At 41.2% G+C, this 23,375-nt stretch carries 20 protein-coding genes; 4 read left to right on the top strand and 16 right to left on the bottom strand.

All coding sequences use genetic code 11. From position 1 onward, the window contains the following. The 3 genes from BPR_RS05205 to BPR_RS05195 all read right to left on the bottom strand — a co-directional run bounded on the left by BPR_RS05205 (position 1) and on the right by BPR_RS05195 (position 2,201). Entirely contained in the window at positions 1-513 is a 513-nt protein-coding gene (locus tag BPR_RS05205; RefSeq protein ID WP_013280412.1) for a TIGR04002 family protein, read from the bottom strand. 92 nt (positions 514-605) lie between these two features. Then, positions 606-1,436 (bottom strand): bifunctional hydroxymethylpyrimidine kinase/phosphomethylpyrimidine kinase, encoded by an 831-nt coding sequence (locus tag BPR_RS05200; protein WP_013280411.1) that lies wholly within the window; start codon positions 1,434-1,436, stop codon positions 606-608. Positions 1,437-1,559: 123 nt separating this feature from the next. Continuing rightward, positions 1,560-2,201, bottom strand: a complete 642-nt coding sequence (locus BPR_RS05195) for a YoaK family protein (protein WP_013280410.1) — start codon at positions 2,199-2,201, stop codon at positions 1,560-1,562. 222 nt (positions 2,202-2,423) lie between these two features. Here BPR_RS05195 and BPR_RS05190 point away from each other — a divergent pair, with 222 nt between their 5' ends. Both BPR_RS05190 and BPR_RS05185 read left to right on the top strand, forming a co-directional pair. Next, complete coding sequence (locus BPR_RS05190) at positions 2,424-2,984, top strand: hypothetical protein (protein WP_013280409.1); 561 nt, start codon at positions 2,424-2,426, stop codon at positions 2,982-2,984. Further along, complete coding sequence (locus tag BPR_RS05185; RefSeq protein WP_013280408.1) at positions 2,981-4,729, top strand: carbon starvation CstA family protein; 1,749 nt, start codon at positions 2,981-2,983, stop codon at positions 4,727-4,729. The genes BPR_RS05190 and BPR_RS05185 overlap by 4 nt, the downstream gene beginning before the upstream one ends. Before the next feature lie 137 nt (positions 4,730-4,866). Here the strand turns inward: BPR_RS05185 and BPR_RS05180 are convergent, their stop codons facing one another. From BPR_RS05180 to BPR_RS05160, 4 genes are all read right to left on the bottom strand, one after another. Next, positions 4,867-5,805: a DHH family phosphoesterase gene (locus tag BPR_RS05180; RefSeq protein ID WP_013280407.1), complete on the bottom strand. Its 939-nt coding sequence runs from the start codon at positions 5,803-5,805 to the stop codon at positions 4,867-4,869. A gap of 133 nt (positions 5,806-5,938) precedes the next feature. Beyond that, on the bottom strand, positions 5,939-8,923 hold the full coding sequence (locus tag BPR_RS20315) for an endo-1,4-beta-xylanase (RefSeq protein ID WP_167531148.1): 2,985 nt from the start codon (positions 8,921-8,923) through the stop codon (positions 5,939-5,941). A gap of 276 nt (positions 8,924-9,199) precedes the next feature. Beyond that, a complete protein-coding gene (locus BPR_RS05165; RefSeq protein ID WP_013280405.1) occupies positions 9,200-10,873 on the bottom strand; it encodes a DUF362 domain-containing protein in 1,674 nt (557 codons plus the stop codon). Positions 10,874-10,876: 3 nt separating this feature from the next. Further along, the gene (locus BPR_RS05160) at positions 10,877-12,019 is read right to left on the bottom strand and encodes a tocopherol cyclase family protein (RefSeq protein ID WP_013280404.1); all 1,143 of its coding nucleotides are present in this window, start codon (positions 12,017-12,019) and stop codon (positions 10,877-10,879) included. Between the two features lie 147 nt (positions 12,020-12,166). Here BPR_RS05160 and BPR_RS05155 point away from each other — a divergent pair, with 147 nt between their 5' ends. Next, positions 12,167-13,585, top strand: coding sequence for an aldehyde dehydrogenase family protein (locus BPR_RS05155; RefSeq protein WP_042256596.1), 1,419 nt, complete (start codon positions 12,167-12,169; stop codon positions 13,583-13,585). A 13-nt stretch (positions 13,586-13,598) separates the two neighbouring features. On the opposite strand, the gene BPR_RS21260 is transcribed toward BPR_RS05155, so the two are convergent. Then, positions 13,599-14,915 (bottom strand): tyrosine-protein phosphatase, encoded by a 1,317-nt coding sequence (locus BPR_RS21260; RefSeq protein WP_013280402.1) that lies wholly within the window; start codon positions 14,913-14,915, stop codon positions 13,599-13,601. Positions 14,916-15,105: 190 nt separating this feature from the next. Between BPR_RS21260 and BPR_RS19675 the strand changes: the two genes are divergently transcribed. Beyond that, a complete protein-coding gene (locus tag BPR_RS19675; protein WP_013280401.1) occupies positions 15,106-16,263 on the top strand; it encodes a PqqD family protein in 1,158 nt (385 codons plus the stop codon). 4 nt (positions 16,264-16,267) lie between these two features. Here BPR_RS19675 and BPR_RS05140 read toward each other — a convergent pair whose 3' ends face one another. The 8 genes from BPR_RS05140 to BPR_RS05105 form a co-directional block, all read right to left on the bottom strand. Then, positions 16,268-18,037, bottom strand: coding sequence for an ABC transporter ATP-binding protein (locus BPR_RS05140; protein ID WP_013280400.1), 1,770 nt, complete (start codon positions 18,035-18,037; stop codon positions 16,268-16,270). 58 nt (positions 18,038-18,095) lie between these two features. Then, complete coding sequence (locus BPR_RS05135; protein WP_013280399.1) at positions 18,096-18,521, bottom strand: hypothetical protein; 426 nt, start codon at positions 18,519-18,521, stop codon at positions 18,096-18,098. A gap of 181 nt (positions 18,522-18,702) precedes the next feature. Then, complete coding sequence (locus BPR_RS05130; RefSeq protein ID WP_013280398.1) at positions 18,703-19,449, bottom strand: N-acetyltransferase; 747 nt, start codon at positions 19,447-19,449, stop codon at positions 18,703-18,705. A gap of 49 nt (positions 19,450-19,498) precedes the next feature. Further along, positions 19,499-20,008: a GNAT family N-acetyltransferase gene (locus BPR_RS05125; protein ID WP_013280397.1), complete on the bottom strand. Its 510-nt coding sequence runs from the start codon at positions 20,006-20,008 to the stop codon at positions 19,499-19,501. Next, entirely contained in the window at positions 20,005-20,904 is a 900-nt protein-coding gene (locus tag BPR_RS05120) for a GNAT family N-acetyltransferase (RefSeq protein WP_013280396.1), read from the bottom strand. The genes BPR_RS05125 and BPR_RS05120 overlap by 4 nt, the downstream gene beginning before the upstream one ends. A 21-nt stretch (positions 20,905-20,925) precedes the next feature. Continuing rightward, positions 20,926-21,294 carry a GNAT family N-acetyltransferase gene (locus tag BPR_RS05115; protein ID WP_013280395.1) on the bottom strand — a complete coding sequence of 123 codons (369 nt, stop codon included), beginning with the start codon at positions 21,292-21,294 and terminating at the stop codon, positions 20,926-20,928. A gap of 4 nt (positions 21,295-21,298) precedes the next feature. Then, positions 21,299-21,877 carry a TetR/AcrR family transcriptional regulator gene (locus BPR_RS05110; RefSeq protein WP_013280394.1) on the bottom strand — a complete coding sequence of 193 codons (579 nt, stop codon included), beginning with the start codon at positions 21,875-21,877 and terminating at the stop codon, positions 21,299-21,301. Between the two features lie 263 nt (positions 21,878-22,140). Further along, the gene (locus BPR_RS05105) at positions 22,141-23,322 is read right to left on the bottom strand and encodes a MerR family transcriptional regulator (RefSeq protein WP_013280393.1); all 1,182 of its coding nucleotides are present in this window, start codon (positions 23,320-23,322) and stop codon (positions 22,141-22,143) included. Between the last annotated feature and the right edge of the window lie 53 nt (positions 23,323-23,375).

Here is a 23,375-nt window from a genome sequence, read left to right as displayed (position 1 = left end):
TCATGCCCCCATTTTAGCCTTAAAACCAACTCTGTCCAAAGTTACTCCAAGCATCAGGAAAAAGATCATACTGCCTGATGATTGTACAAGACTCCCGGAAAAGCTTGTAAGAATAGCTGTCTTTGTTCCAAATAATAATGCCTCGGCAAGGAAGTAACCTGTAGCCGAAATAAAGTATGAAATAACAGGTGCCACAATATTTCGCTTACTGACTATTTTATTTCCCTTGTTTGAAAACGGAATGACTATGAGCATCTTGATCATCACAGTTGCTATAGCCCAGGCAGGTGCTGTCAGAAGATCTGCAATCCCTCCTCCTATGGCGCCAGCCAGCATTGCATATGGCATTGGAAGTATCGCGGCAGCAAGGTAAATCAGTCCGTCGCCAAAATGAACATAACCGCCATTTACACCTACAGGAACATGTCCTATATAGGCGGTAAAAACTGTAATGAGTGCTGCAAATACTCCGCAAAGCGCCATGTTGTAGATTCTGCTGTTTTTTCTTTCCATTATGTCTTCCCCACTTTCTCATATTTCTTTTTTCAAATACTTTATTTTTACCCTTATCTGATCATTTATAGCTGATCATTTATAGCTGATCCTCATCTTATCAGCATTTTCAGATTCTTCTCATACTCAACTCCTGCACGAGGCGGCATATCATCAGGTGTGTCATTTACCGAAGTGCGAATGAAATCACTCGCTATTTCCGCAGCATCATAAGCACTTCCTCCTCTTAGTATTTCTCCAAGAAATACCGCTGCGAACAAATCTCCCGTTCCTGAGTAGTGGACTCCGTTACTTTCTGATGTAACAACCTTTCTCTCCCCCTTCTCGAGAATGAAATTCCCCACAACTCCGTCTTTTAAAAGAGGAATACCTGTAACAGCCACTGTCTTGCCCTTATCTCCTCCTGTAAGCATCGAGAGTCTGTATATTTCCTCTATCAAGTCATCTCCTTTTAGTCCCATTATCCTGTCAGGGTTTTCACCTGCAAGAAGGACCAGTTCAGTTAAATTGGGAGTTATTATATCTGCCTCTTTTACCATTTCTCTTATGATTTCCAAAAGCTCATTTGAATAATTCCTATAAGTCTTACCGTCATCTCCCATAACCGGATCAACCAGTACTTTAGTCTCTGATGACTTAAACTCTCTGATAAATTCAAGGCTGTTTCCCGCTTGTTTGCTGCTCATCATAAAGCCGGTTATTATGCCGTCAAATTTTTCTCCCTGTTCATGCCATTTTGTCTGATACTCAGGAATTATTCCTGTAAGATCTTTAAAAAAATATGACGGATATCCTGTCTGCGCACTTAATACCGCTGTGGGTATTGGACAACATTGTATCCCCATAGCTGCCAGAACAGTCATATCCGCCACTAATGAACACTTACCAAATCCGGAAAGATCGTTAATTGCTGCTACCTTCATGATGTGTCTTCTCCTTTAACGCTTTGTCATGTTAAAGAATATACCCATCATTTGGTATTATAAAAATATTCAGTTTAGTTTATTTTATTAATACCAGATTTCAGATTTATAAAAGTCTTACGCTCATTCTCTTATCATCATCAAAGTCACTAAAACAAGTATCAGTGGTGATATCCATATCGTAGTGATCCCGAGTTTACCCGATAATACTCCGCCTATCCCGGCTCCTATGGCAAATATAATGATGATCCCAAAGAAATGAAGAGATTTATAAAGGGATTTCTTTTCCCCGGTCCTGATGAACTGTGAAAGGCTCTCTGTCCCGCTTCTAAGATTTCCTATACACATGGTGCTGGCATAGCCGTATCCGTGAACTTTTCTAAAGGTCTGAACCTGCATGGCGCATGCAAAAGATACAAGCATATTTGCTATCATGCTACAGGAAGCAGGCAAAAAGCCAACAATTACAAGCATAACGATCTCCACCAAAAGAACTATCTGCCGCCAGTGAATTCTGGAGCTGCTCTTAAATCTGCTCTCTATTCTCTCTGCAAGAAATACTCCGGCAGCAAACGAAACAAGCGGGAAAAGATAACGAAGTCCTTTGGTCCACTCACCCAGCATAAAGTTCTGGCTCATCAGAACCACATTGCCTGTCTGGGCATTGGCAAAAACGCCATCTCTCACATTATAAGTATATGCATCCTGCAAACCTCCTGAAAAAGATAGTAGCGCACTTAATCTAAAGCTTTCAGATTTCTGCATTTTTAGATCTCCTATTTCTCGTTTCTGCTCATATCCTCACAAAACCCGTAAGCAGAGCGGTTTTTTATTATTAAAAAAGTCACAACAGGATATTATAGTACATTATTTTGCAAACAAATACATTACAAAATTAATGTGTAAGAGATTAATTCTGTTATCTTGCAATAATGCGTCACAGTGATAAAGTTTATTACAAATCATTTTTGGGGAGACAAATAACCTATGGGAGCCGCTTCTGATAAATACTTAAAAGAACTTTTAAGAAGATACAGCGCAAATTTTGACATCACAGAGGATTACGCTCTGGAAGGCAAAGTTTACCCCGCCTACGCACAATTTTTTTCTCTCGGTGAAAAATATGTTCTAAAAAAAGAGGCAATCATCTGGTCCATCAGGGCCTATGAGCATGTTCTTTTCATAAAGACCGATTCCATAGATGAAAAATTGTTATCTGAACTAAAAATGACAATGGAACAGGTCATGGAGCCTGTGCTCGTAAGGAAGGGCAATAAATACCCTGAAAAGGATCACATGTGCTCATACCTTACTTTCGTTATTATATCTGATACAACTCCCGCGCCCCAGGTACAAAAACTTATCAAAAGCTTTTCTTTTGACAAAGGTTATCTATTTAATTTCCGAGGACATACAGAAGGCAGACTTGGATGCGTATTCCTTGACAGCCGGAACTGTGTCACTAATAAAGCGGCCAAAGAGCTAAAGACGCTCTTAACCAATAATTTAAAGTCTCTTGATGGAGACAAGGAGGAGAAAGTATCATGAATGCAGCAGTTTTACTTCTTGCAAGCGTTGTAGTCCTGGTGGCAGGATATGTATTCTACGGCGGATGGCTTGCAAAACAATGGGGAATCGATCCAAATAGAAAGACACCGGCTCATGAGCTGGAGGATGGCATGGATTATGTTCCCGCCAAAACACCGGTTGTCATGGGACACCACTTTTCTTCTATAGCAGGAGCAGGTCCTATAAACGGTCCTATCCAGGCTGCAGTTTTTGGCTGGGTTCCGGTTCTTTTGTGGGTTTTAATAGGTGGAATTTTCTTTGGAGGCGTGCACGACTTTGGTGCTCTGTTTGCTTCTCTTAGAAATAAGGGACAGTCAATTGGTGAGATCATCGATAATTCAATGGGAAGAGCAGCCAAAAAGCTGTTTTTGACCTTTGGATATCTTACCCTGATCCTTGTTGTAGCAGCTTTTAGTTCTATTGTAGCCAGCACTTTTGGCAATACCACAGCCAAGGGAGATGCTGTTACAGGCGCAACTCTTGCTGCCAACGAATCAACTGCAATGATTTCTATTCTGTTTATAGCACTTGCCATAGCTTTTGGTTTCCTTATCTATCGCAAGAATATATCTATAGGAATTGCTTCTGTTGTTGGTGTTTTGGGAATCGTAGCTATCGTAGCACTAGGCCTTAATTTCCATCCGATCTCACTTTCCTACAATGCATGGATGTGGATTGTCGGAGCATATATCCTTGTAGCATCCGTTACACCTGTTTGGATCCTGCTCCAGCCAAGAGATTACCTCAGCTCTTTCCTTCTCTATTTCATGATCGCTGCAGGTATCATCGCTGTTGTAGGTGGTGTTGTAACAGGAAACGGCAATTTCCAGATCCCTGCTTTTGGAGATGCTGCGCTTAAGGGCACAGGAGTATTTACAACCGGAACTGCTTTCCCCGCACTGTTTGTAACAATCGCATGCGGCGCTATATCAGGTTTCCACTCACTAGTTTCATCCGGCACAAGTGCCAAGCAGCTTGATAATGAAAAGAATGCTCGTCCTGTAGCTTATGGTTCAATGCTGATCGAATGTCTTGTTGCAGTCATCTCTCTGTGTGCGATCGGCTTTGTATGGGCCGCAGCTTCTGACGGAACATACGCAAGTCCAACTCAGGTTTTTGCAGGCGGCTTATCAGCTATGATAGCAACCTTCGCACCCGGAATGCAGAATATCATGTATCAGCTCCTTATTCTTGCTGTTTCAGTATTCTGCCTTACATCTCTTGATACAGCTACAAGACTTGCAAGATACATGTTCCAGGAATTTTTCTTAAACGATGGTCAGACCAATAAAGATGTTACCGGACTTAGGAAAGTCATCACCAATCCTTATGTATCTACTGCTCTTACTGTAGTTTTGGGCGTTGCCCTTGGCATGAATGGATACACCAAGATCTGGCCGCTGTTTGGTGCAGCCAACCAGCTCCTTGCAGCTATCGGACTTCTCGCAGTTTGCACCTGGCTTGGAAGCGTAGGCAAGAACAACAAAATGTTCTATGTTCCTATGGTATTCATGCTCGCCGTAACAATCTGCTCACTGGTTCAGACAATCAGCTCCAAGATGGCTGCTTACACCAGTGGAAATGCAGATTACTGGGCACTTATCCAGTCAATAATCGCTGTGCTCCTCGTAGCTCTTTCACTTGTACTTGCCTTCATTGCTGCAAGAACCCTTATCCAGCAGCACAATGAAAAGAAAGCTCAAAAAGCTCAGAAGGCAGCATAACACAATCCATAGCAGATTGCTTTTTATATCATAGGAATTCCTGTTGAACCAAAAAGCAGCAAATGCTGCATTTCGATGTTACATTGAAATCAGCATTTGCTGCTCTATTTTTTTGTGTAAAAAAGTAAATAGCAGGTTTAGCCCGCATTGATCCTACTTATAATTTCAGGAAGAACTGAATCTATCTTATCATTATCAATCTGGCAGGTTCCTGCATTGGCATGGCCGCCTCCGCCATATTCAAGGCAAAGCTCACCAATATTGAACTTGGAAGATCTGTTGATAATAGATTTACCGATCATTACTGCAGTGTTCTGCTTTTTAAAGCCCCATGCGACATGAACTGATATCTCAGCTTCCGGATAAAGAGCATAGATCATAAATCTGTTTCCGGCATAAATTGTATCTCCGGCAGCTTTCTGGTCAACTACGATGACCTTGCCATCCATATGAGATATTTCTTTGAGCTGAGCCTTGAAGCGCTCAGACTGCTCCATATACAGATCAACTCTTTCTTTTACATCAGGGAGCTCTAATACTTCCTTGATACTGTGGTTTACACAATAATCAATAAGTTCCATCATCAGATCATAGTTGGATATTCTGAAATCATGGAATCTTCCAAGACCTGTTCTTGCATCCATAAGGAAGTTCATAAGAACCCAGTCCTTGGGATTTAGAATCTCATCTTCTGTAAAATCAGCTGAATCACCCTTATCAACTGCTGTCATGATCTCATCTGAAATATGCTCAAGGGCATATCCCTCTTTCTTATAATAATCATAGACAACTCTGGCTGCAGATTTAGCGTGACCATCAATATGCCAGTTGTTCCTGTCCTTCATCTCTTTATTACGGGTAAGCTCTGACTCATGATGATCAAAACACATAAAGACACGCTGATCATAAGGTAAGTTGGTAGTAATATCTGTATTGGACAGCTCAATTTTGCCGTCCTGAACATCCTTGGGATGTACAAACTTAATGTCTTCGATAAGATTACATTCCTTAAGGATCATTGCGCAAACCAATCCATCAAAGTCACTTCGTGTTACCAGTCTCATTTTATCGCTCATATTGCCTCCTGATTCGTCCTACAAGGATTCATGCAAAAAACAAAGTGTCCTAAATAAGTATATCACTATTGACTTTTTTACGATATGAAAAAAGGCGTCATTACGTTAATTTTATTTTAATTTTACAATTGTTTTATTTAAATGCAATCTGAGCAAAATTGTAGAAACCGAGGTACCAGATATTAAAATCATGTGCACCGTTTAATTCCTGCCACATATAGTTCTGACCATCTACAAACTGATCACATACAGAAGGCAGATTCTTGGCAGCCTGCGAGTGGCTTGAATAAGCTACGTTATCCTGAAGTCCACATACATTATAAAAATAATGGATTGGATATGAGTTGCCATTAAGTAGTGATGCAGTCTTAGAAGCAGCATTACTTGTTGGTGCAGCAGAGAATGCTCCAAAATAGCTAAACAGATCCATGCACTCGCCAATACCGATATTAATTGTCTGCATGCCTCCCATTGAAAGACCTGCAATAGCTCTGTGGTCTCTGTCAGCATTGGTGCTGTAATGAGAGTCGATATATGGAATAAGGTCATTTCTAAGCTCTGCTCCAAAATTGTAGAAAGAGTTCACAGAACCGCTTGCAGAAGCCTTTCCATTTGGTGTAACCACTATGAAGGAGTCGATATCTCCATAATATGCGAGGTTATCCATTATAGCCTTAACTGTAGATGAATTACCTGTCATTCCCCATTCATTTTCATTTCCGCCAATTCCGTGCAAAAGATAGAGTACATTGTACTTTTTATCTGTACTATATCCGGCAGGTAAATATACGTTAGCTTTTTTGGTATATGTTCGTCCATTTGCCTCTGTATCATGCGCTGTGTAAGAGATGTTCACAATTGTTCCTGAGCCCTCACCATATCTTACTGAAGAGTACTTAGAAGGAATTGAGTTTTCAATTCTTGCAGTAGGATTGTAATTGGGATTAGGTGCAGGAATAGGTTCAGGCTCCGGTGCTGGCTTTGGATCTTCACTTCCTGTTTCTCCGCCTGAAGAAGAACCGCTTTCATTTCCGGTAGAGCTTCCTGCAGCAGATTCAAGCACGTATTCAAAAGAGCTACCTGCCTGGCCAACACCAATTGAACCAAACTCGATACTTGTTCCGTTTGCAATTGTCTTGTTCCAGTCAACAGGTGTTATCACGTAATAATCTCCTGAATCTTTAATGTTAACATTCCAGCTTGAATCAATATTAAGCTGATTTTTGTTTACCTTGAGAGTCCATCCATCAACAGTATTTCCTGAGTTATTAGAAATCTTGTAGCTTACCTGATAGCCTGATCCCCAACTGTTAATAGAATATTCAAGTTCAAGACCTGACCCTGTTACAGGAGTAGGATCCGGTGTAGGTGTTGGTGTTGGTTCAGGAGTTGGCTCAGGGTCAGGTGTTGGCTCCGGGTTCTGCTGAGCATTTTCTTCAACCTTTTCAAACTGCCACTGCTGATTTGCATTTCCGTTGTAAGTCCACTGGCAAACATTTGCGCCGTCATTTGTCTTTTTCTCATAAATATCAAGGAATCTGGCTGCATTTGAACACTTGGTACCAATTGTATAAACACCATTTGTTCCGGTTGTTTTAATGATAAACTGCTGGGCATTTCCGCCATAGCCCTGATATGTTCCAATGTTTGCGCCATCAGTATTCTCACCGTTAGCAACATCCATCATGATATTTCCAAGCTTACTTGTGAGTGTTACGTAACCATCAGATCTATTTGTCACATACCACTTCTGTCCGTCAACACCGGTTCCTGAACTGATAACAACGCTGTTCCAGCCATCAGCCTTGTTGCCTTCAACAGTAAGGTATTTCTGAGATGCAGGATTTTTGATATAGTACCAGCCATCCTCTATACGTGCTGTAGCATTTGTGTTTCCTGAAGGCTTAGTCTCTGAAGATCCGCTTCCACTGCCACCACTACTCTGTCCAGGATTTCCAAATACATCAGTATAAGCCTTAACTACATAATCATAAGCAGGCTTGCTGACACCAATGTTGGACCAGATAAGTGGCTTCTGGCCTGAGAGCCAAGTTTCTGCATCTGATGGTCCCCACCAGGTAATGCAGGAAATATTGCCACCATTCTTTTTGGCTGTATTGATATTCTTAAAGAGCTGATAGCAATAATTATTAAGATCATTGTCACCGTTGTTCTTAATATCAAGCTCAGTGATCTGTACCTCAAACCCAGCTCTTATAAATGCATTAAGAGCCTGTGTATAGTAATCAACAGATGGATAACTTGTGCTAAGATGAGACTGCATTCCGATGCCGGCGCAGACTTTTTTGCCCTGGTTGATATAGTTCACAAGCTTGATCTCGTCGTTAACTACCATATAGGTGTTGTAATCATTGTAAAAGAGCTTTACTTTATCTGTGAGTTTGAAATATTCAAGACACTCATAGGCGTAATTGAAAGCCTTCTTTACATAGGCCGCATTTGTCTTGTTGTTTCCATACACAGCCTCCCAGCCTGAGTTCTGGGCATGCATAATCTCATTGGCAACATCCCAATATACAACTACGCTTCCATACTGGCTTGAATACACATGATTGAGAACTGTCTTAACATAGAACTCAAGACGAGCATCCATTGTAGACTGATTTACAAATCCGCCATTGCCTGAAAAGCCATTCCTGAAAAACCAAGTCGGAGTCTGTGAATGCCATACCAGAGTGTGACCTCTCATCTTAAGACCATTTTGATAGCAGAGTTTCATAGCTTCATCAACAGTGCTAAAGTTGATCTTGGGAACAGTACTCTCCCTGTAGTTTGAAGGGATGTAGTAGCCAAGCCTCTTGGCCTCATCAACTGAAATCAGAGTTGCAGACCTGCTTCCAAGAAGATAATCAGGTTTAAACTCATTTCCAAGTGTAACTATGTTAGAATCCTTTTTGATGGAATTAACTGTGTTCTGATTTCTGAGCATAAAGGTGTGAACACAGTTGCCGGAATAACCGTACTTGGCGCCGTAGGTTTCCATTAGATTGTACGCGGCAGCCTGTACATTAGTCTTGAAGCACACTCCCATTGTGCTAACAAGGAGAAGCATGACTAGCAGTTTGGAAATAAAACATTTCACATTTCTTTGTTTCATACTCATTTCCCCATTTCTTTGTTTGTGGAATCTCGTGAACCTCATGCGAGATATCCCCCAATATCCACATATTTGACTATTTAGTTACGTGCTCGAGCACCATCATTCTAACAGTAATATTTCGTAATAACTTCTTAATAATTGCTTAATAATTTGCACAATTTGCTACTTTTGTGCATTATTTTCATACAATTAATCAAGTTTCCTATAAATGTGACAAATATCTATATATTTTTACGAAATATTAGATTTAGTGTTTTGGAAATTTGTGCAATACTAGAATTTCCTGCTACCTGAGCCAATGACTGATAGCAAAATTTTCCACTGATCTCTCAACTGCGCCTTTTTTTCTTCTTTGGACATAGGAGGAAGGGGCCATGGAATATAGTCCTTTTGTGCATCCTCTGCGCTCAGCTCCGGAAGAGGAAAAATTCTATCCTCTTGAGCATGAGGGCAGTCCACATATTCGCCACTTCGGATAAACCTGCGGCGGGTGAGTATCGTACCAAGCATACCTGTTACTGTAGGCACAAGTCCCTTATTTTGGGGACTCATAATTGGCATCGTAACGCCCGCAGCGTGACATACCACAGCCATACATTTAGCAGGATCACAGCACCCTTCTGCAAAGTAGTCGCAACTTGGGCGAGCTGCAGCAGCACAATTTCCCAGTGCCATACGGTGCATAGGCAAGGCTGCAATATCCTGCAAGCTGTATGGTTTACCGGCCTTATCAAACCACCATCGCGTTCCCTCAAGCTCCACACCTTCACCTTCTACGATGCAGAGAGAAAAATCCTGTCGTGCACTCTTTTTATAGTTATAATAGTCAAGCCCTGTCTTGGCGGCTGCAAGACATCCTCCACTACACGCCTGTTCCAGCGCAAGTGCCTGCTCAGGAGTTACAGTATCCTTGTCTGTAATGACCGGAGCACCGTTCTTGGTGTGCCCTGCCAGTGCCAACAGATTTGGAAATTCCCGTGCCGTCTTTTCATCCATAAAGCTGCTGATTGCCGGACGAAATGGAATAACCTCCGGCTCTCCAATAATTACCGTCTCAGGGTCGCCAAAGCCTCTGGCCTTTGCTTCCATCATCAGCTTGTTTTGATCCGGGTCAAATCCCATCATGCGGGTTGTGATCCTGTCTACCTCCACGCTGTTGTTACCTGCGATAATCTTGCCGACACGCACCGGATCCACAGGAGCAGGCGTATTGCCTTCGCCGCCGATAATTCCGTCAATGACAGTCAAATCCGGCTTAAAAAGGTAGAGCAGATCTGCCAGTTTTTTATTGATAAGATAGCTGTGGTTGCGTTCCCTAAGAAAATAGGGAATCGTACCCATGGCATTCTTAAAGCCTAGTGTCACACCGGTATAGAGATTGGTTTTCATCTTGGGCACCGAAATATAAAAGGCGTTACCCTTTACCACCTCATCAAGCGTGTCCGGAATATATATCTCCTTCATTACCTCCGCCTTGGGCAGCATATACCGCACAACAGGCCTTAGTTCTAATGCCACCAGCCCGGTTCTGTAATACCTGGCAATTCGGTCATAGCCTGCTATTCGAAAGCTTGCAGGTGTAGGCATGGGTTTTCCCGATGACTCCGCAATGGTTATTTGATTGGTAAAGCGCCTTATATACCTTACTACTGCCTCAAAGACGCGAGGATCCGTTGTCTCAGGATAGTCTGCCTTGTCAAAACCGCTGTTGTGATAGACTGATACCAGATTAGGCTTGATAATGACCGGACGATTATTATTAAGTTTCTCTGAAAAATGTGTCTTTTCATCAAGGGTGTCCAATGCGCTGTCCACGCAAGCTCTGATAGCGATAACGTCTTCTCTGTTATCGTAGGCATCAGTGCCAAAAGAATCCGGCAGTACCACAAAATCCTTCAAATAATCGAGTTCACGTGCTTTTTCGATTACGACATAACTCCCCGCCATATATTATTCTCCCAATTCTCCGTATTCTCCGAATTCACAACCAATGTTTTTGGCCTCAACTCTGTCTATCAGTTCGGTTTTGCCGCCCTTCTTGCGGTAGAGCTCAATAATACCAACTCCGTTTCCACCATTAAAAAGACGATTGTGGAGCTTTTGGCCATTGGGTGCTTCATAATTTACGAATAACATATCTTTCTTTTGACAACTGATTTTGGTATCCATAATAGCAGAAGTCGTTTCCTGTCGAACGTGCCATAACACCTCTGTATCGGTCTCACTGCACTCGAACTTAGTACGACAAAATGTCCAGAATTTGGAAAAATTGAATTCATAGCTCTTGCCCTCATACCAGAAGTCTGAAAGAAGCTTACGGTTCAAAGCTACTCCAAGAACCTTAGGGCGCCCACCACCGATATCAAACACGCTATTTTCCAACTTTTTTCCTGTGAGAAGGCTTGTAAGATTATTGCTGCTGAGCCAAACCCAAGGGCTGGTGAAGTCTCCGCCCCAATTCTTGTCAGCATAGCCGTAGCAGGTCTTTGGTTTTACTATATACCTTCGACCATTACAGATGATCATACCGGAATATTCGGTTTTCATGCCTTCAGCATGCCAGAACATCTCAAAAGCGTTCAGGCGCTGAAAAAATTTGCTCGCACCATAGCCAACATTGAAAGCAACCTTTTTATCAATACTAAGGTCCCATATCATACTCCCGCTGTCACTCATATATTCAGGGTGAGAATCAGCCTCTTCTTTTGAGACCGTAACCGTACCGGTCATATGCGTCTCTGTCAAGCTGCATTCAGGCGCGGAGAGATTCAGATTGGTATCATAAGGGAGGGTTACATCCTTCCATGGGTAAAAGCGATGCAGCTGCGTGGCGTCTTCGCCCCACCAGCCAGCCTTCACCATCAGATAAGATGGCTTCTTGCCATCCTTCTTTCTACCGGGATGTTGTCCCAGAATAGGTTCATCTTCAGCAAGATCAGGATTGCATGTAAAATACTCAATAAAAAATGGCTTCTCTTCTCCGGTTTCCTCATCCTCTGCCGTGAATGAATGCCACCACCAGTCATAGCCCCGTTTGCTCAAAGGGCCACGTAACATGAAATGATTTCGCTGCTTATCACTAATATTTGCCATAATTCCCCCATATTCTTTTTTCCCGACGGTTACTAATTCATAGTATCATAGAAACATCCCCAAAAGTAGTTATATTGATAATTAATTATCGAAAGGTTATAATATTTAGAAATCAAAAAAGCGAATTAGTTGAGTACGGAGGCTCCTATGGTTTACACGGCAGAATACATTCAGAGCATTGTGTCAAAACAGCGACAGTTTTTCAGAACAGGAAAGACCCTGAATGTCGAGTGGCGCATTAACAGCCTAAAGACCTTAAAAAGGATGATGGTTGACAACGAAGCTCTTTTTCTGGAAGCTCTGCAAAAGGACCTTGGTCGCAGCAAGGTCGAAGCCTATCTTTGTGATATCGGCCCAATTATTACAGAGATCAACGAGACTATCCGCGGGCTTCGCCGATGGGCACGACCTGAGCGCCATTTCAGCGGTATCATGTGCTTTCCTTCTGTTACCACCATGGTATATAAAATGCCCTATGGCGTCTCACTTATTATCAGCCCCTTCAACTTCCCATTGCTGCTTGCGGTAGGAGTGTTGGCAGCATGCATTTCAGGCGGTAACACTGCAGTCATCAAGACCAGTTCCAAGACGGTTGCCTGTACTGAAGTCTTAAAAAAATGTATTTCTGAATACTTTCCTGAAGAATATATTACTGTTATAGATGGTGGTCACGATGTGGCCGACCTATGCCTTGCTGAGCGCTTTGATAAGATTTTCTATACAGGTTCTCCCAACGTAGCCAAACATGTAATGGCGGAGGCAGCCAGACACCTGACTCCTCTGGCACTAGAACTTGGCGGCGAAACAGGCAACTGGTGCGTAGTGCGTAAGGACGCTAACCTAAAGGATGCGGCACGTAAGATTGCTTTTTTCAAGCTCTGCAACGCCGGACAAATCTGCATCAATATCAACCAGATTGCCGTAGCTCAAGAGGTTGCAGATGAATTTCTCAATGAACTAAAGGCTGAATTTACCAGACAGATTGGTGAGCACCCGGAGGAAAACGCTGAATATCCGCACCTCGTCAGCACCTCAGCCTACGATAATAGCGCTCAGACAGCGGAGCAATATCGTTCCAGAATACTCTTTGGCGGTAACGGAAACCGAGATACACTTCGCTATGCTCCCACTATCATCTACCCTGTAAATGCAGACGAGGAAATTGTCCGTAAGGAACTATTCAGCCCACTGCTGCCCATAGTGCCCTACAAGGACGATGAAATTGACGAAATACTGGATATAATTGAAAAAAGAGAGCATCCGTTGGCAATGTATGTTTTTACCAAGGATACGAAATGGGCAAATAAAGTTATGCAGACCCTCCAATACGGAGGCGGTTGCATCAATGAGGTATGTATACATATGATGGTCAAGGGCGTACCCTTTAACGGGACCGGGCACAGCGGAATGGGGGCTTACCACGGCGAATGGGGCTTTCGTGAATTCACTCATCCCCAGACTGTGCTTACAGGCAAAACCTTCTGGAATCTCCCTCTAAGAGAACATCCTTACACCGGAAAAGTCGAAAAAATGAAAATGCAGCTATTAAAATGGTTTGAGCGGTGATTTGATAGTTTTCTCAAGTCTCCGTCAGCTTTGCTGTTATCTTTTTCTGCTCATCTCTGCTAATGCCTATAGCTGAAAAATAGTTCTCCACAGTGTCATAGCTTTCTTCTATCATCTTCATAAAAGAAATCATATTATTTTCGTTAGGAATCACAATATTCATGTCAAGTTCAGGGAAATTCTGATGTATCAGTTCGAAACGCTCTTTATTGTTTTTCTTGGTTCTCATGTAGTCATATACGATATCACTCTTTCTGACACCACAGAGCCACAATAAAAGAGCAGAATTGACACCGGTTCTGTCTTTTCCCGCAGAACAGTTAAACATTACTCCCCCTTCAGCATTAGCTATTGTCTTAAACACTTTACTTATTTTTTCTGAATGTGCAATTTGTATATAGCTATCCGGAACCGCCTCTACACTATCCGGAACGCCACTTCCTTCAGGAATAGGAATATCGTAATATTCAAAGCCTTCTACTTTGGCAAGGCCATGAGGCTTTTTTTCTTTTTCATCTACGGATCTGGTATCCATTATGGTTGTAATACCAGTGTTTTTCAAAAATTCTATATCTTTTTCAGAAGGGTAACTTGCAACATCACTTCTTATCAATCGCCCGTATTTTGTGTAGTTTTCTGTTCCATCTATCCTGTAGCCGCCAAGATCTCTTGTATTTAATGTAGTTTCTAAAAGAGAGTAGATTTTATTATCCCAAGCATTGTCGTAGCTCTCTATAAGCTTTCCTCCGTTCATAAATGCGCTTAGCTCTTTTAAGCATAGTTCAACTGCCTCGGCGATGTATTCGTCTGCCATTTCTCTGGTAAAAAAGAAAATGTCGCCATCCACTTTTTTAAAGTATTCCCCCATAGATTCCATAAGCCAGTTAACGTCATATACGCATAGGTCATTTATTGATTCCCTCTCAAAGTCCTTGGGAGCTACTATGTCATTCTTCAAATCATATTTTTCAGTTACATAGTAATTTATTATGGAATAATCATTGTGAAGTTTCTCTACATTGCCGGGAATCATGGGATTCCAGTGATACTTGTCATATACAAAGTGCCTGTAGCATATGTCCTGAACAAGGTGAAGATAATAACCAAGATATAAGTCGTCCTGCCTCATCAGCTCTCCGAACTTATCTCTGAATAATTCGAAATCATAAGACTTTTTATTACGTCCCCAAATATACTTATTTAAATGACCTGCTTTACCTTTACCTGCATCAGGAAGAATAGCTCCAAACTTAAGTCTGTTTTCATCCTTAAAGGCATGGTGCTTAATAAGCTCGTTAGTAACTGCAAGATGTATAATACTTGATGCCATTGTTTCCCCTTTGTCCCCGATTATTCAAAACTTTTTCTTATAAAACTTTACATATGAGATTACTGTTTTCTAAAACATACTCATAATCATAGCATGTAAGAATCAAAAAGCCTACATAATAGCTGCTTTAATGCTATAATAGGCTGGTATTATTCGTATTAAACCGTATTTTCTTAAAAGTGGGGAACCTATGATCAGAAATAACGATTTTACTCTTGAATATATCGGCGACACTCCTTGTCTGCTAACGCATGGTCAAAGCGCAGCAGATAGGAAGAAAAGCTTATTTCTAAATGATACCGGTGTTTTTATCTGGAATTTACTCTCCAAAGATCTGACAATTGAAGAAATCTTTGATAGCTGCTATAAACACTTTGAGATAGACGAGGCAGATCGCCCTGACGCAAAACGTTCCATTCAAAGCTTTATGGATTCCCTTTGTTATTCAGGAATGGTTATAGATACCGATTTTTATAAAAAGCTTAAACTCAAGAAATATGTCAGCATGAATATTGCCGGTATCTGCGTAAATCTGTTCGGCAAGGAAGAACTGTTTGATGATAGCTTTATGTCTTTTGCTGATGATGAATACACTTGCTCAGCTGATAAAACCCAGAATATTTATGTCTATCATATTGCACCTGTAATACATAAATCCGGTGAACTGATCATTCGTGATAAAGAGGTATCCGTCATAAAAACATGTGATAAATATATTCTCATTTTCCCGTTATGGGAGCATGTTGACGAGCTTCATATATCACCGGACGGACAGAAGGTATCTGTTTTTGTTAAAGATACTGATAATGCCAAGGAAGAAGTATTCTGGGCTATTCGTCACGCTTTCCTTTATATGGCAAGAATCCATAACTTATTTGCCATACATTCGGTTTCCGTAGAGTATGATCACAAGGCTCTTCTCTTTTCTGCCGGATCCGGAATCGGCAAAAGCACACATGCAGCGCTTTGGAATAGGTTGTACGGCGTAAGACAGATCAACGGCGATTTGAATCTATTGGGAAAAGGTGATGATGGCAAAATATATGCGTATGGCATGCCATGGTGTGGAACTTCAGGAATCTATGATGCTAAAGACTATGAGCTTAGAGGAATAGTACTGCTTCGTCAGGATCCTAATAATTTTGTAAGTCATTTGCAGCCGGAAGCTAAAGCTCTGGCTATTATGAACAGAATCATCTCTCCGATGTGGAATAGTGAGATGTCCTTAAGCGTTATTCGCTTCGCGCAGGAAGTTAGCGCTGACTATCCTGTATGGAATTACAGCTGCAACACCTCAGATGATGCAGCTGCATTCATAAAGTCCCAAATCGATAGTACAACAGCTTAAGTATTCAGGCGATGCTTTCCATCTCGCTGATTTCCTCATCAGATAACTTACAACAGTTGCCGTTTCTGATAGCATATACTCTATCGCATTGTTTCAATACTGAAGGTCTATGTGTAGTAATAATAGTGGTCCTTGGATATTCATCTGCCATGATATTCTTAAGGACCTCTTTTTCTGTCCATACATCAAGAGCAGAGGTTGCTTCATCCAAAAGAAGTATAGGCGACTGTCTAAGGATTGCTCTGGCAATAGACAACCTCTGGGCCTGTCCCTCTGAAAAGCCACTGCCATGCTCTCCCATTTCACTATTTATGCCTTCAGGAAGTTTCTTGACAAAGTCCCATGCACAAGCCATTTTCAGGGCTTTGATGATCTCGTCATCCGTTGCATCCTTTTTTACATTTCTCATATTTTGAGCTATAGTTCCCGAGAACATTGTATTTCCTTGTGGAACATATGCAAAAAGACTTCTCGTTGCAGCTGTTGCATAGAGACTATCTTCAAGTTCCCCATCACCTGTCGTTATACGCACCTGTCCCTCACCAGGCCTTATTATAGCAAGAAGAAGTCTTAGCATAGTTGTCTTTCCTTCACCTGAAGGTCCGACAAATGCAACTGTCTCATGAGGATTAGCATTAAATTCGGCCTTGGAAAAGACATTTTCTGCACCTTCGTAAGCAAATGACACGTTTCTGGCTTCTACTCCTATTCCCTTACCTGCATGCTCCTGCCCAAATCTTTCAACATCTTCGGCATTGGAATAATCATCTCTTGGAAGGTCCAATATGCTTTTAACTCGGTCAGCTGAGTTAAACAAGCTAAGAGACGTTGGTACAAAACTGATAAGATTAGAAACTGAGCCTGTAAGAGAACTTGAAAGGCCTATAAACATGGTCATTGTTCCGTATGTGATAGCTCCGCTCCAAACCTTATATACGCCCCATGCCTGTGCAGAGTAGGATACAAGCATAGATACAAATGTCAGTATAAAAGTATTGAGCATTGATATCTTCTGGTACTTAAGCGTAGCTTCTGAATATCCTTTTTGTATTTCTTTTAGCCTGTCTATGTGATATGACAGCATATCAAAAGCTTTTATTGTCTGAATATTCGAGAAGGTCTCCTGATGAAAACCGTTCATTCTAGCGGATGCTGACATAGTTCCCATTCCGCTCTTTCTCATCATCTTCATAGAATAGCGCGAACTGATCAGTGTTATCGGGATGCTGGCAAGCGCAAAAATAGCGAATGTCCAATCGTATATGCAAACCATATATAAAGCGGATGCAAATCTGAAAATATAGATTATAAGGTTTGGTACAAGTGTCAAAATTCCTGATGCAATATTGGAAGCGTCACTTCCGCATCTCATAACAAGGTCACCGGAATGATATTTAGACAGGGATTGCCAATCCGTTCGTAATATTCCTTCAAAGATCTGCGCCTTTATCTCATTATTAACCTTAAGACTGATTTTGGTGGAAAGGTAACTTGATATCTGCGAAACACAAGTATTCACTACTGTAAGTACAATCATGATTATAAATGTGCGCAAAAGTTCCCCTGTGCGATGTCCTGTGATTATATCTACCAGGTCTCGTGAATTAAGGCTTGTAAAAAGACCAAGTATTATGCCGGTCATACCAAGTAAAGTGTATATTACAATAGCGGGTATATGGTTTATTGCGTATCCATATATCCACTTGAATATCAATAACTTGTCTTTTAGCTTTCCTTCTTTAATTTTGTTGAAATAATATCTTATCTTCCCCATATCGTAAAAAAAGAAGCACCACGTTCATATGTGGTGCTCCAATAAAAATCTTTAATAATTAGTTAAGAGGCCGTACATCTCTTATTTTAAGTTCAGTCATTGTACCACTTGTACCTGATTCACGAATAGAACCGCCTTCAACAATAGCTTGGAAAATGAAATCTGTCCATTCGTTAGCATTAAGATGCCTATTAACATCAATACGAAAAGATGTATCAGATTCTTTTGTTATTGCAAACTCAGAACTTCCAAAGCTCTTAATTGGTACTGTTGAATCAATAAAGATGCTGAATCTCTCACAAACCACATTTAATGGATTCTGGAAATGTACTCTGACGTCTGTATGAGATCCGCCATTGTTGTTATCGTCATTAAGCCATGCGCTGGGTGGATTCGGAACAGGAGTTCCACTTCCGCCAAAAACACCTTCAGCTGTAAATTCGAAACCAAGTTCCATTAACTGTGGTGCTTCAAAAGTCTTCATTGTATACCCCCATTAAAATGGTTTTTTATCATCCATTTTCATTTTTGATAGTGAAATTATAAAATAATTATAAAATAATTATTAACAAATAACAATGTGATATCTATAATCTAACAAAATTGAAAGATTGTTATTCCTTAAGAAGTTTCCTTGTCAGTCGTCTATGTTAAAAGCGGAAAACTTAATGTCCGATAAGTTTCAGAAACCTTTTTTCATTCATCTGCTCATTTGTAACATACTCCCCATCATGGAATAATGCATAACTCGTCACAGGAGTCGGAGCATTCTGCGCATCCTCCCTGTTCTCAATATGAATAGCATGGAATGGAATATCATTTTCTTTTGCAGTCTGCTCCAGAACTGGAACATACTTTGCATTGAACGGACACTGGCTCGTGTAATACAAAACATAGCCCTTCTCTTCTATATGAGGATGTTTGGCGCATTCTTTGAATCGTGGTGCGCCCGCCTTCTCTTCAAACGGCAGATGCCAAAGCTGGATACCATTATCAGCTTCATCCGCAACGGTAAAGCCCTTGTATTTCAGGAACTTCGGATCAGCCAGGAACGGTTTTTTCTTAGCTGCACATAAAATACAAAGCCCCTTCTTACCTTTTCCTTTACTATCTTCGATGCAGGCAGTAAGCAGATCCGTGGAATATCCATGCCCTTTGAAAGAGCCGGACACCCATAAGCAGTCAATATACATATATCCATCCGCCTCGATCGGAATCCATGCATATTCTGCAGGAATATATTCAATGAAACACTTACCACGTTCGGCGCTTTTAAGAAAGACAAGACCTTCATCAAATCTGTCCGCAAGCCAGGCTTTCTTTGAAGATACTTGTACATCTTTATTATTGGAAATGGCACAGCAAATATGTTCCTTTTCCAAATTATCCTTTGTTACCCTGATATAATCCATGCTCATTCCTCCATTATCCTTATCAGATAAAATGCACATCGTCTCCTCTTCAGATACTCCTCAAATTCCGGTGTCCTTTTCCACACACGGTTATTTTCTTCTCTAAGACGAATCTTGGTCCTTCCTCTCCTACTTCACCGTTTGGAATAAATCCAACATTAGCCAGTATTCTCTTTGATGGCATATTGTCCGGATCAGTTTCTGCCTCGACTCGTGATACTTTGTTTTGAGACAAGGCCCATTCAGTTAAAGCCCTTACTGCCTCAGTCATATATCCATTCCCACAGTAGCCTTCCTTAAGGCCATAGCCTATTTCTACCATTCCGTCATCTGTGATTCCTTTGAAGCAGAGGTCTCCCACGATAGTATTAGGCTGTTCCTTAAGTTCCATGTTCCAGGTTGCAAACCATACTCTGTCTTCCGGGTTATCAAGGCATCCTTGAAGCATCTCTAAATATGCCTTCTGCATTTCCGGATTTTTCTCGTCATCTATAATCTTCTGCATTTCCTCATCTGATATCGGATGCAGGAGCAGCCTTTCCGTCTCTATTTTTATCATGTATCTCCTTTCTTGCCATCCTTTTTCCAGAAAAATGAATAATGATGTTTCTTCCTGAATCCAAGCCTCTCATAGAATTCCATATTGGAAATCACGTAAGCCCTGGTTGCTCCAAGGTTTTTGGCTCTGCGAAACGCCTCAAATATCAAGGCTTTTGCAATGCCCTTCCCTCTGTATGCCGGTATAGTACAGACAGGCTCAACATAAACATAATCAGTCCCTGCCATATACCAGAGCAGACAACAGGCCACCATTTCTCCCTTTTCATTTACAGCTGCAACACCTAAGTCCTTATTAAAATGCTTTCTGACTCTTGGAACAATCTCCTCTTCTCTCTCAAATTCGGCTTTATCATCACCATGATCAAATCCCTGCCAGAAAAGCCATTGCAGATCATACGCATTTTCAACAGGATCCGGGCAAAAAAACTTAAGGCCATCCGGGAGTTTTGCATCAAGTGAGCGAACATCAAGACTCCTTTCCATGATGGTCTCATCCAGGTCCGAAGGTGTAAATCCAAGACTCTTTGTCATCTCTAATTCGTCCATATTCTCATCACAGATTGCTAGTCCGAAGCCGGAATCATCCCTAAGCTCTTTGCAGGCATATTCCAGAATGGCCTTATATAAATCTTTATACTCCGGAAGTACTCCACAAAAGCCCTCGCCAAAATACATATCGTAGATAGCAGCGCCAACGATTTTGTCGTCCACAGTCCAAAGGCCAATGGAATTCTTTAAGCTCTTATCAAATTCAGGATGTTCAATCATCCATTCCAGCCTTGCCCAGTTCCAGATAATATGCCTGTCATCGCTCTCATTTAATGCAATCAGAAAAGAGCATAAAGCCTCATAATCACTGTCAGTATAATTCTTAAAATCTATATTAGCTCTCATGATCAATATCTTCCTTATAGTTTACTCAAAAATCTGCCCGGGCAGCTTAAGCTTTTCTTTTGGCGGAAAGTTCTTATCAAACTCTTCAACATCAGCATCTTCAACATAGTAGCCCTTTGGAGTCTGGTACACACCGGTGATCCCATCAAGATATCCAGGAATCAGCTCCTTGCACAGGAAGAATGAAGAATCAGCATCTTCCGGAAGGTCATGGTATCTGATTCCGAACTTGCTGGCATAGTCAAAACCGCTGTGTCCATAGAAACCAATATTTCCTTCAAAAAGCACCGCTCCAAAGCCCATTTCTGCAGCCTTTTCAAGAGAGTAGTCCAGGATTGCCTTGCCATATCCTTTTCTTTTAAGCTCAGGAGCGATGCCGATCGGTCCCATTGTATCATCTCCTATACTGCTCCATACCAGATATCAGTACATTCATAGATATCTCGAAGCTTTCATCAATAGAAATCGGATTGCCAAAAGAATTATGGATCTGTAGCATGATAAATCCTTCAAGAAAAGCTCTGTAAGTTCTAAGCAAATGATTTGCCACCTCTTTATCTATACCAAGACTATCTGTTTGTTCAAAGAAGAATGAATACAAGCCCTCTGTAGCTTCAAGCAAAGTTTCATCAGAGTATTTGTTATACCAAAGCATCGCCTCAAATACACCCGGATTCTCCATAGAAAATCTGTAAAATGCTATGGCACATTTTTTGAGTTTTTCTTTTGGACTGGCTGAATCAATTCCTGCTACTATCTCATCCGAAACCTTCTTCCAACCATAGATCATAAGCTTATAGTGCAAATCATCTATTGACTTTACATGATTATAGAGAGACGGTTTTCTGATTCCTAAATATTCAGAAAGCGTTGTGACGCTCAAATATGATAAACCCTTTTCATTTGCTAATGTAGCAGCTTTTTCTATTATTTCTTCCTTAGATAATCCTGTTCTTGGCATATTTACTTCCATTCCTCACAAACTAACATTGTTAGTTTTATTATACTAACACTGTTAGTTTTGTCAATAATAATTTCTGTACGACCACTTTACCAAGCATTTTTTTATAATAGAAAAAGGACAGGTTTTTTATTCCCTGTCCTCAAACTTATATCATCTTAAAAAAATTTAGTGCCTCAGTAATAGCATTCTCCTTTTCTGGTATTGTTCCAGGTTGCCTGCTGTTTTCTGATTTTGGCTTGTTATAATAGTGTTGACACTCTTCTTGAATCCGGTCACTTTTTGTAGCAATGCCAGAACTGGCTTCTTGCCTCAAGCACAAACTCACCGTCTTTTTCAATTTTATCTTCAAAATATGCAAGGAGCTTGTTCTCATATCCGGCAATAGCTTTCTCATGAGCCCTGTAGTAATCCTTCATCTTCTCCACGATTTCTTTTGCCTCAGTGTAATGCCAAAAATTAGGCAAAAGAACTGACTCCACCCTTGCAAAATATTTCTCCATCATGGATATATACTGATTTCTCTTCTCTGTCTGACCAGCTATTGTTTCATCTATGAATGATGAGTCTTCTCCTATAGCTTCAATAGCTTCTTTAAAGAGATTGTTCCAGTTTGCCACGTTAGCACCGTTGAAAGAAAACAGACCATCCTCTGCGACTACCTTGCTGGCATGTGCCACGATAGCTTCGATATCTTTTATCTCAGAATCAAGGTAATGAGCTATAACTACGTCATATTCGCCATTTTCATCAATCTTATCCCAGGTCTTCTCATCCTCAAGATCTGCAAATTCAAGCTTAATGTCTGCGCCTTCAGGCAGTTTATCTTTGTTCTCAGGAATGAACCTTGCAAAATCATCTGCCCAGCTGCCGTGAATGTCATACCCTGTAATCTTTGTTCCCTTGGGAATGTCAGTCCAATTGTTTCTCCAGAGCTTAGCGTATCCGCATCCCAGATCAAGAACTCTTTTTCCGTCTTTAAGATCAAGAGAATTGAAGATTCTCACATACCAGTCAAGTTCTCCGCTTGTATGCTTCAGTGCATCCCAGTGGCGCTCATCAGCAGACTGGTCAGCACTTACATACTGTACGATTTCTGCAACGTCATCCCAGTCTAGTTCTTCCTTTCGTGCCAAAGTTCTTTTAATTGCGTCAGTGATCTTCTCCAGTTGATATTTCTTTTCCTCCATCTTCTGAAGCTGAATTTCCAGCGCGCCCTTAATGTCACTGGCTTCACCGCTCTTTAGATTATCTCTGATTTCTTCGAGGGAAAACCCTATCTGCTTAAGCGCGACAATCTTTTCCAAAATCTGCAGTGCTGCGTCATCGTAAAGACGATAGTTACCTTCAGAGTATTCGGTGGGTTTAAGTAGCCCTTTTTCATCATAAAGACGTATTGCCTTCTGTGATACTCCCGCTTTCTTTGCCATTTCTCCAGATGTCATTTTCTTTTCCATTTTGAGAACCTCCTTATTTGTTTATAAAACCACCTTAAGGGATTCCCTAAGGG

Source organism: Butyrivibrio proteoclasticus B316 (assembly GCF_000145035.1).
GTDB lineage: Bacteria > Bacillota > Clostridia > Lachnospirales > Lachnospiraceae > Butyrivibrio > Butyrivibrio proteoclasticus.
The sequence above is the reverse complement of the archived record's forward strand: the minus strand, read 5'-3'. Positions and strand labels throughout refer to the sequence as shown.

Bases quoted from the DNA above. Each gene is read 5' to 3' on its own strand.
- BPR_RS05205 (WP_013280412.1), bottom strand. From the start codon at position 513: ATGGAAAGAAAAAACAGCAGAATCTACAACATGGCGCTTTGCGGAGTA.
- BPR_RS05200 (WP_013280411.1), bottom strand. From the start codon at position 1,436: ATGAAGGTAGCAGCAATTAACGATCTTTCCGGATTTGGTAAGTGTTCA.
- BPR_RS05195 (WP_013280410.1), bottom strand. From the start codon at position 2,201: ATGCAGAAATCTGAAAGCTTTAGATTAAGTGCGCTACTATCTTTTTCA.
- BPR_RS05190 (WP_013280409.1), top strand. From the start codon at position 2,424: ATGGGAGCCGCTTCTGATAAATACTTAAAAGAACTTTTAAGAAGATAC.
- BPR_RS05185 (WP_013280408.1), top strand. From the start codon at position 2,981: ATGAATGCAGCAGTTTTACTTCTTGCAAGCGTTGTAGTCCTGGTGGCA.
- BPR_RS05180 (WP_013280407.1), bottom strand. From the start codon at position 5,805: ATGAGCGATAAAATGAGACTGGTAACACGAAGTGACTTTGATGGATTG.
- BPR_RS20315 (WP_167531148.1), bottom strand. From the start codon at position 8,923: ATGAAACAAAGAAATGTGAAATGTTTTATTTCCAAACTGCTAGTCATG.
- BPR_RS05165 (WP_013280405.1), bottom strand. From the start codon at position 10,873: ATGGCGGGGAGTTATGTCGTAATCGAAAAAGCACGTGAACTCGATTAT.
- BPR_RS05160 (WP_013280404.1), bottom strand. From the start codon at position 12,019: ATGGCAAATATTAGTGATAAGCAGCGAAATCATTTCATGTTACGTGGC.
- BPR_RS05155 (WP_042256596.1), top strand. From the start codon at position 12,167: ATGGTTTACACGGCAGAATACATTCAGAGCATTGTGTCAAAACAGCGA.
- BPR_RS21260 (WP_013280402.1), bottom strand. From the start codon at position 14,915: ATGGCATCAAGTATTATACATCTTGCAGTTACTAACGAGCTTATTAAG.
- BPR_RS19675 (WP_013280401.1), top strand. From the start codon at position 15,106: ATGATCAGAAATAACGATTTTACTCTTGAATATATCGGCGACACTCCT.
- BPR_RS05140 (WP_013280400.1), bottom strand. From the start codon at position 18,037: ATGGGGAAGATAAGATATTATTTCAACAAAATTAAAGAAGGAAAGCTA.
- BPR_RS05135 (WP_013280399.1), bottom strand. From the start codon at position 18,521: ATGAAGACTTTTGAAGCACCACAGTTAATGGAACTTGGTTTCGAATTT.
- BPR_RS05130 (WP_013280398.1), bottom strand. From the start codon at position 19,449: ATGGATTATATCAGGGTAACAAAGGATAATTTGGAAAAGGAACATATT.
- BPR_RS05125 (WP_013280397.1), bottom strand. From the start codon at position 20,008: ATGATAAAAATAGAGACGGAAAGGCTGCTCCTGCATCCGATATCAGAT.
- BPR_RS05120 (WP_013280396.1), bottom strand. From the start codon at position 20,904: ATGAGAGCTAATATAGATTTTAAGAATTATACTGACAGTGATTATGAG.
- BPR_RS05115 (WP_013280395.1), bottom strand. From the start codon at position 21,294: ATGGGACCGATCGGCATCGCTCCTGAGCTTAAAAGAAAAGGATATGGC.
- BPR_RS05110 (WP_013280394.1), bottom strand. From the start codon at position 21,877: ATGGAAGTAAATATGCCAAGAACAGGATTATCTAAGGAAGAAATAATA.
- BPR_RS05105 (WP_013280393.1), bottom strand. From the start codon at position 23,322: ATGGAAAAGAAAATGACATCTGGAGAAATGGCAAAGAAAGCGGGAGTA.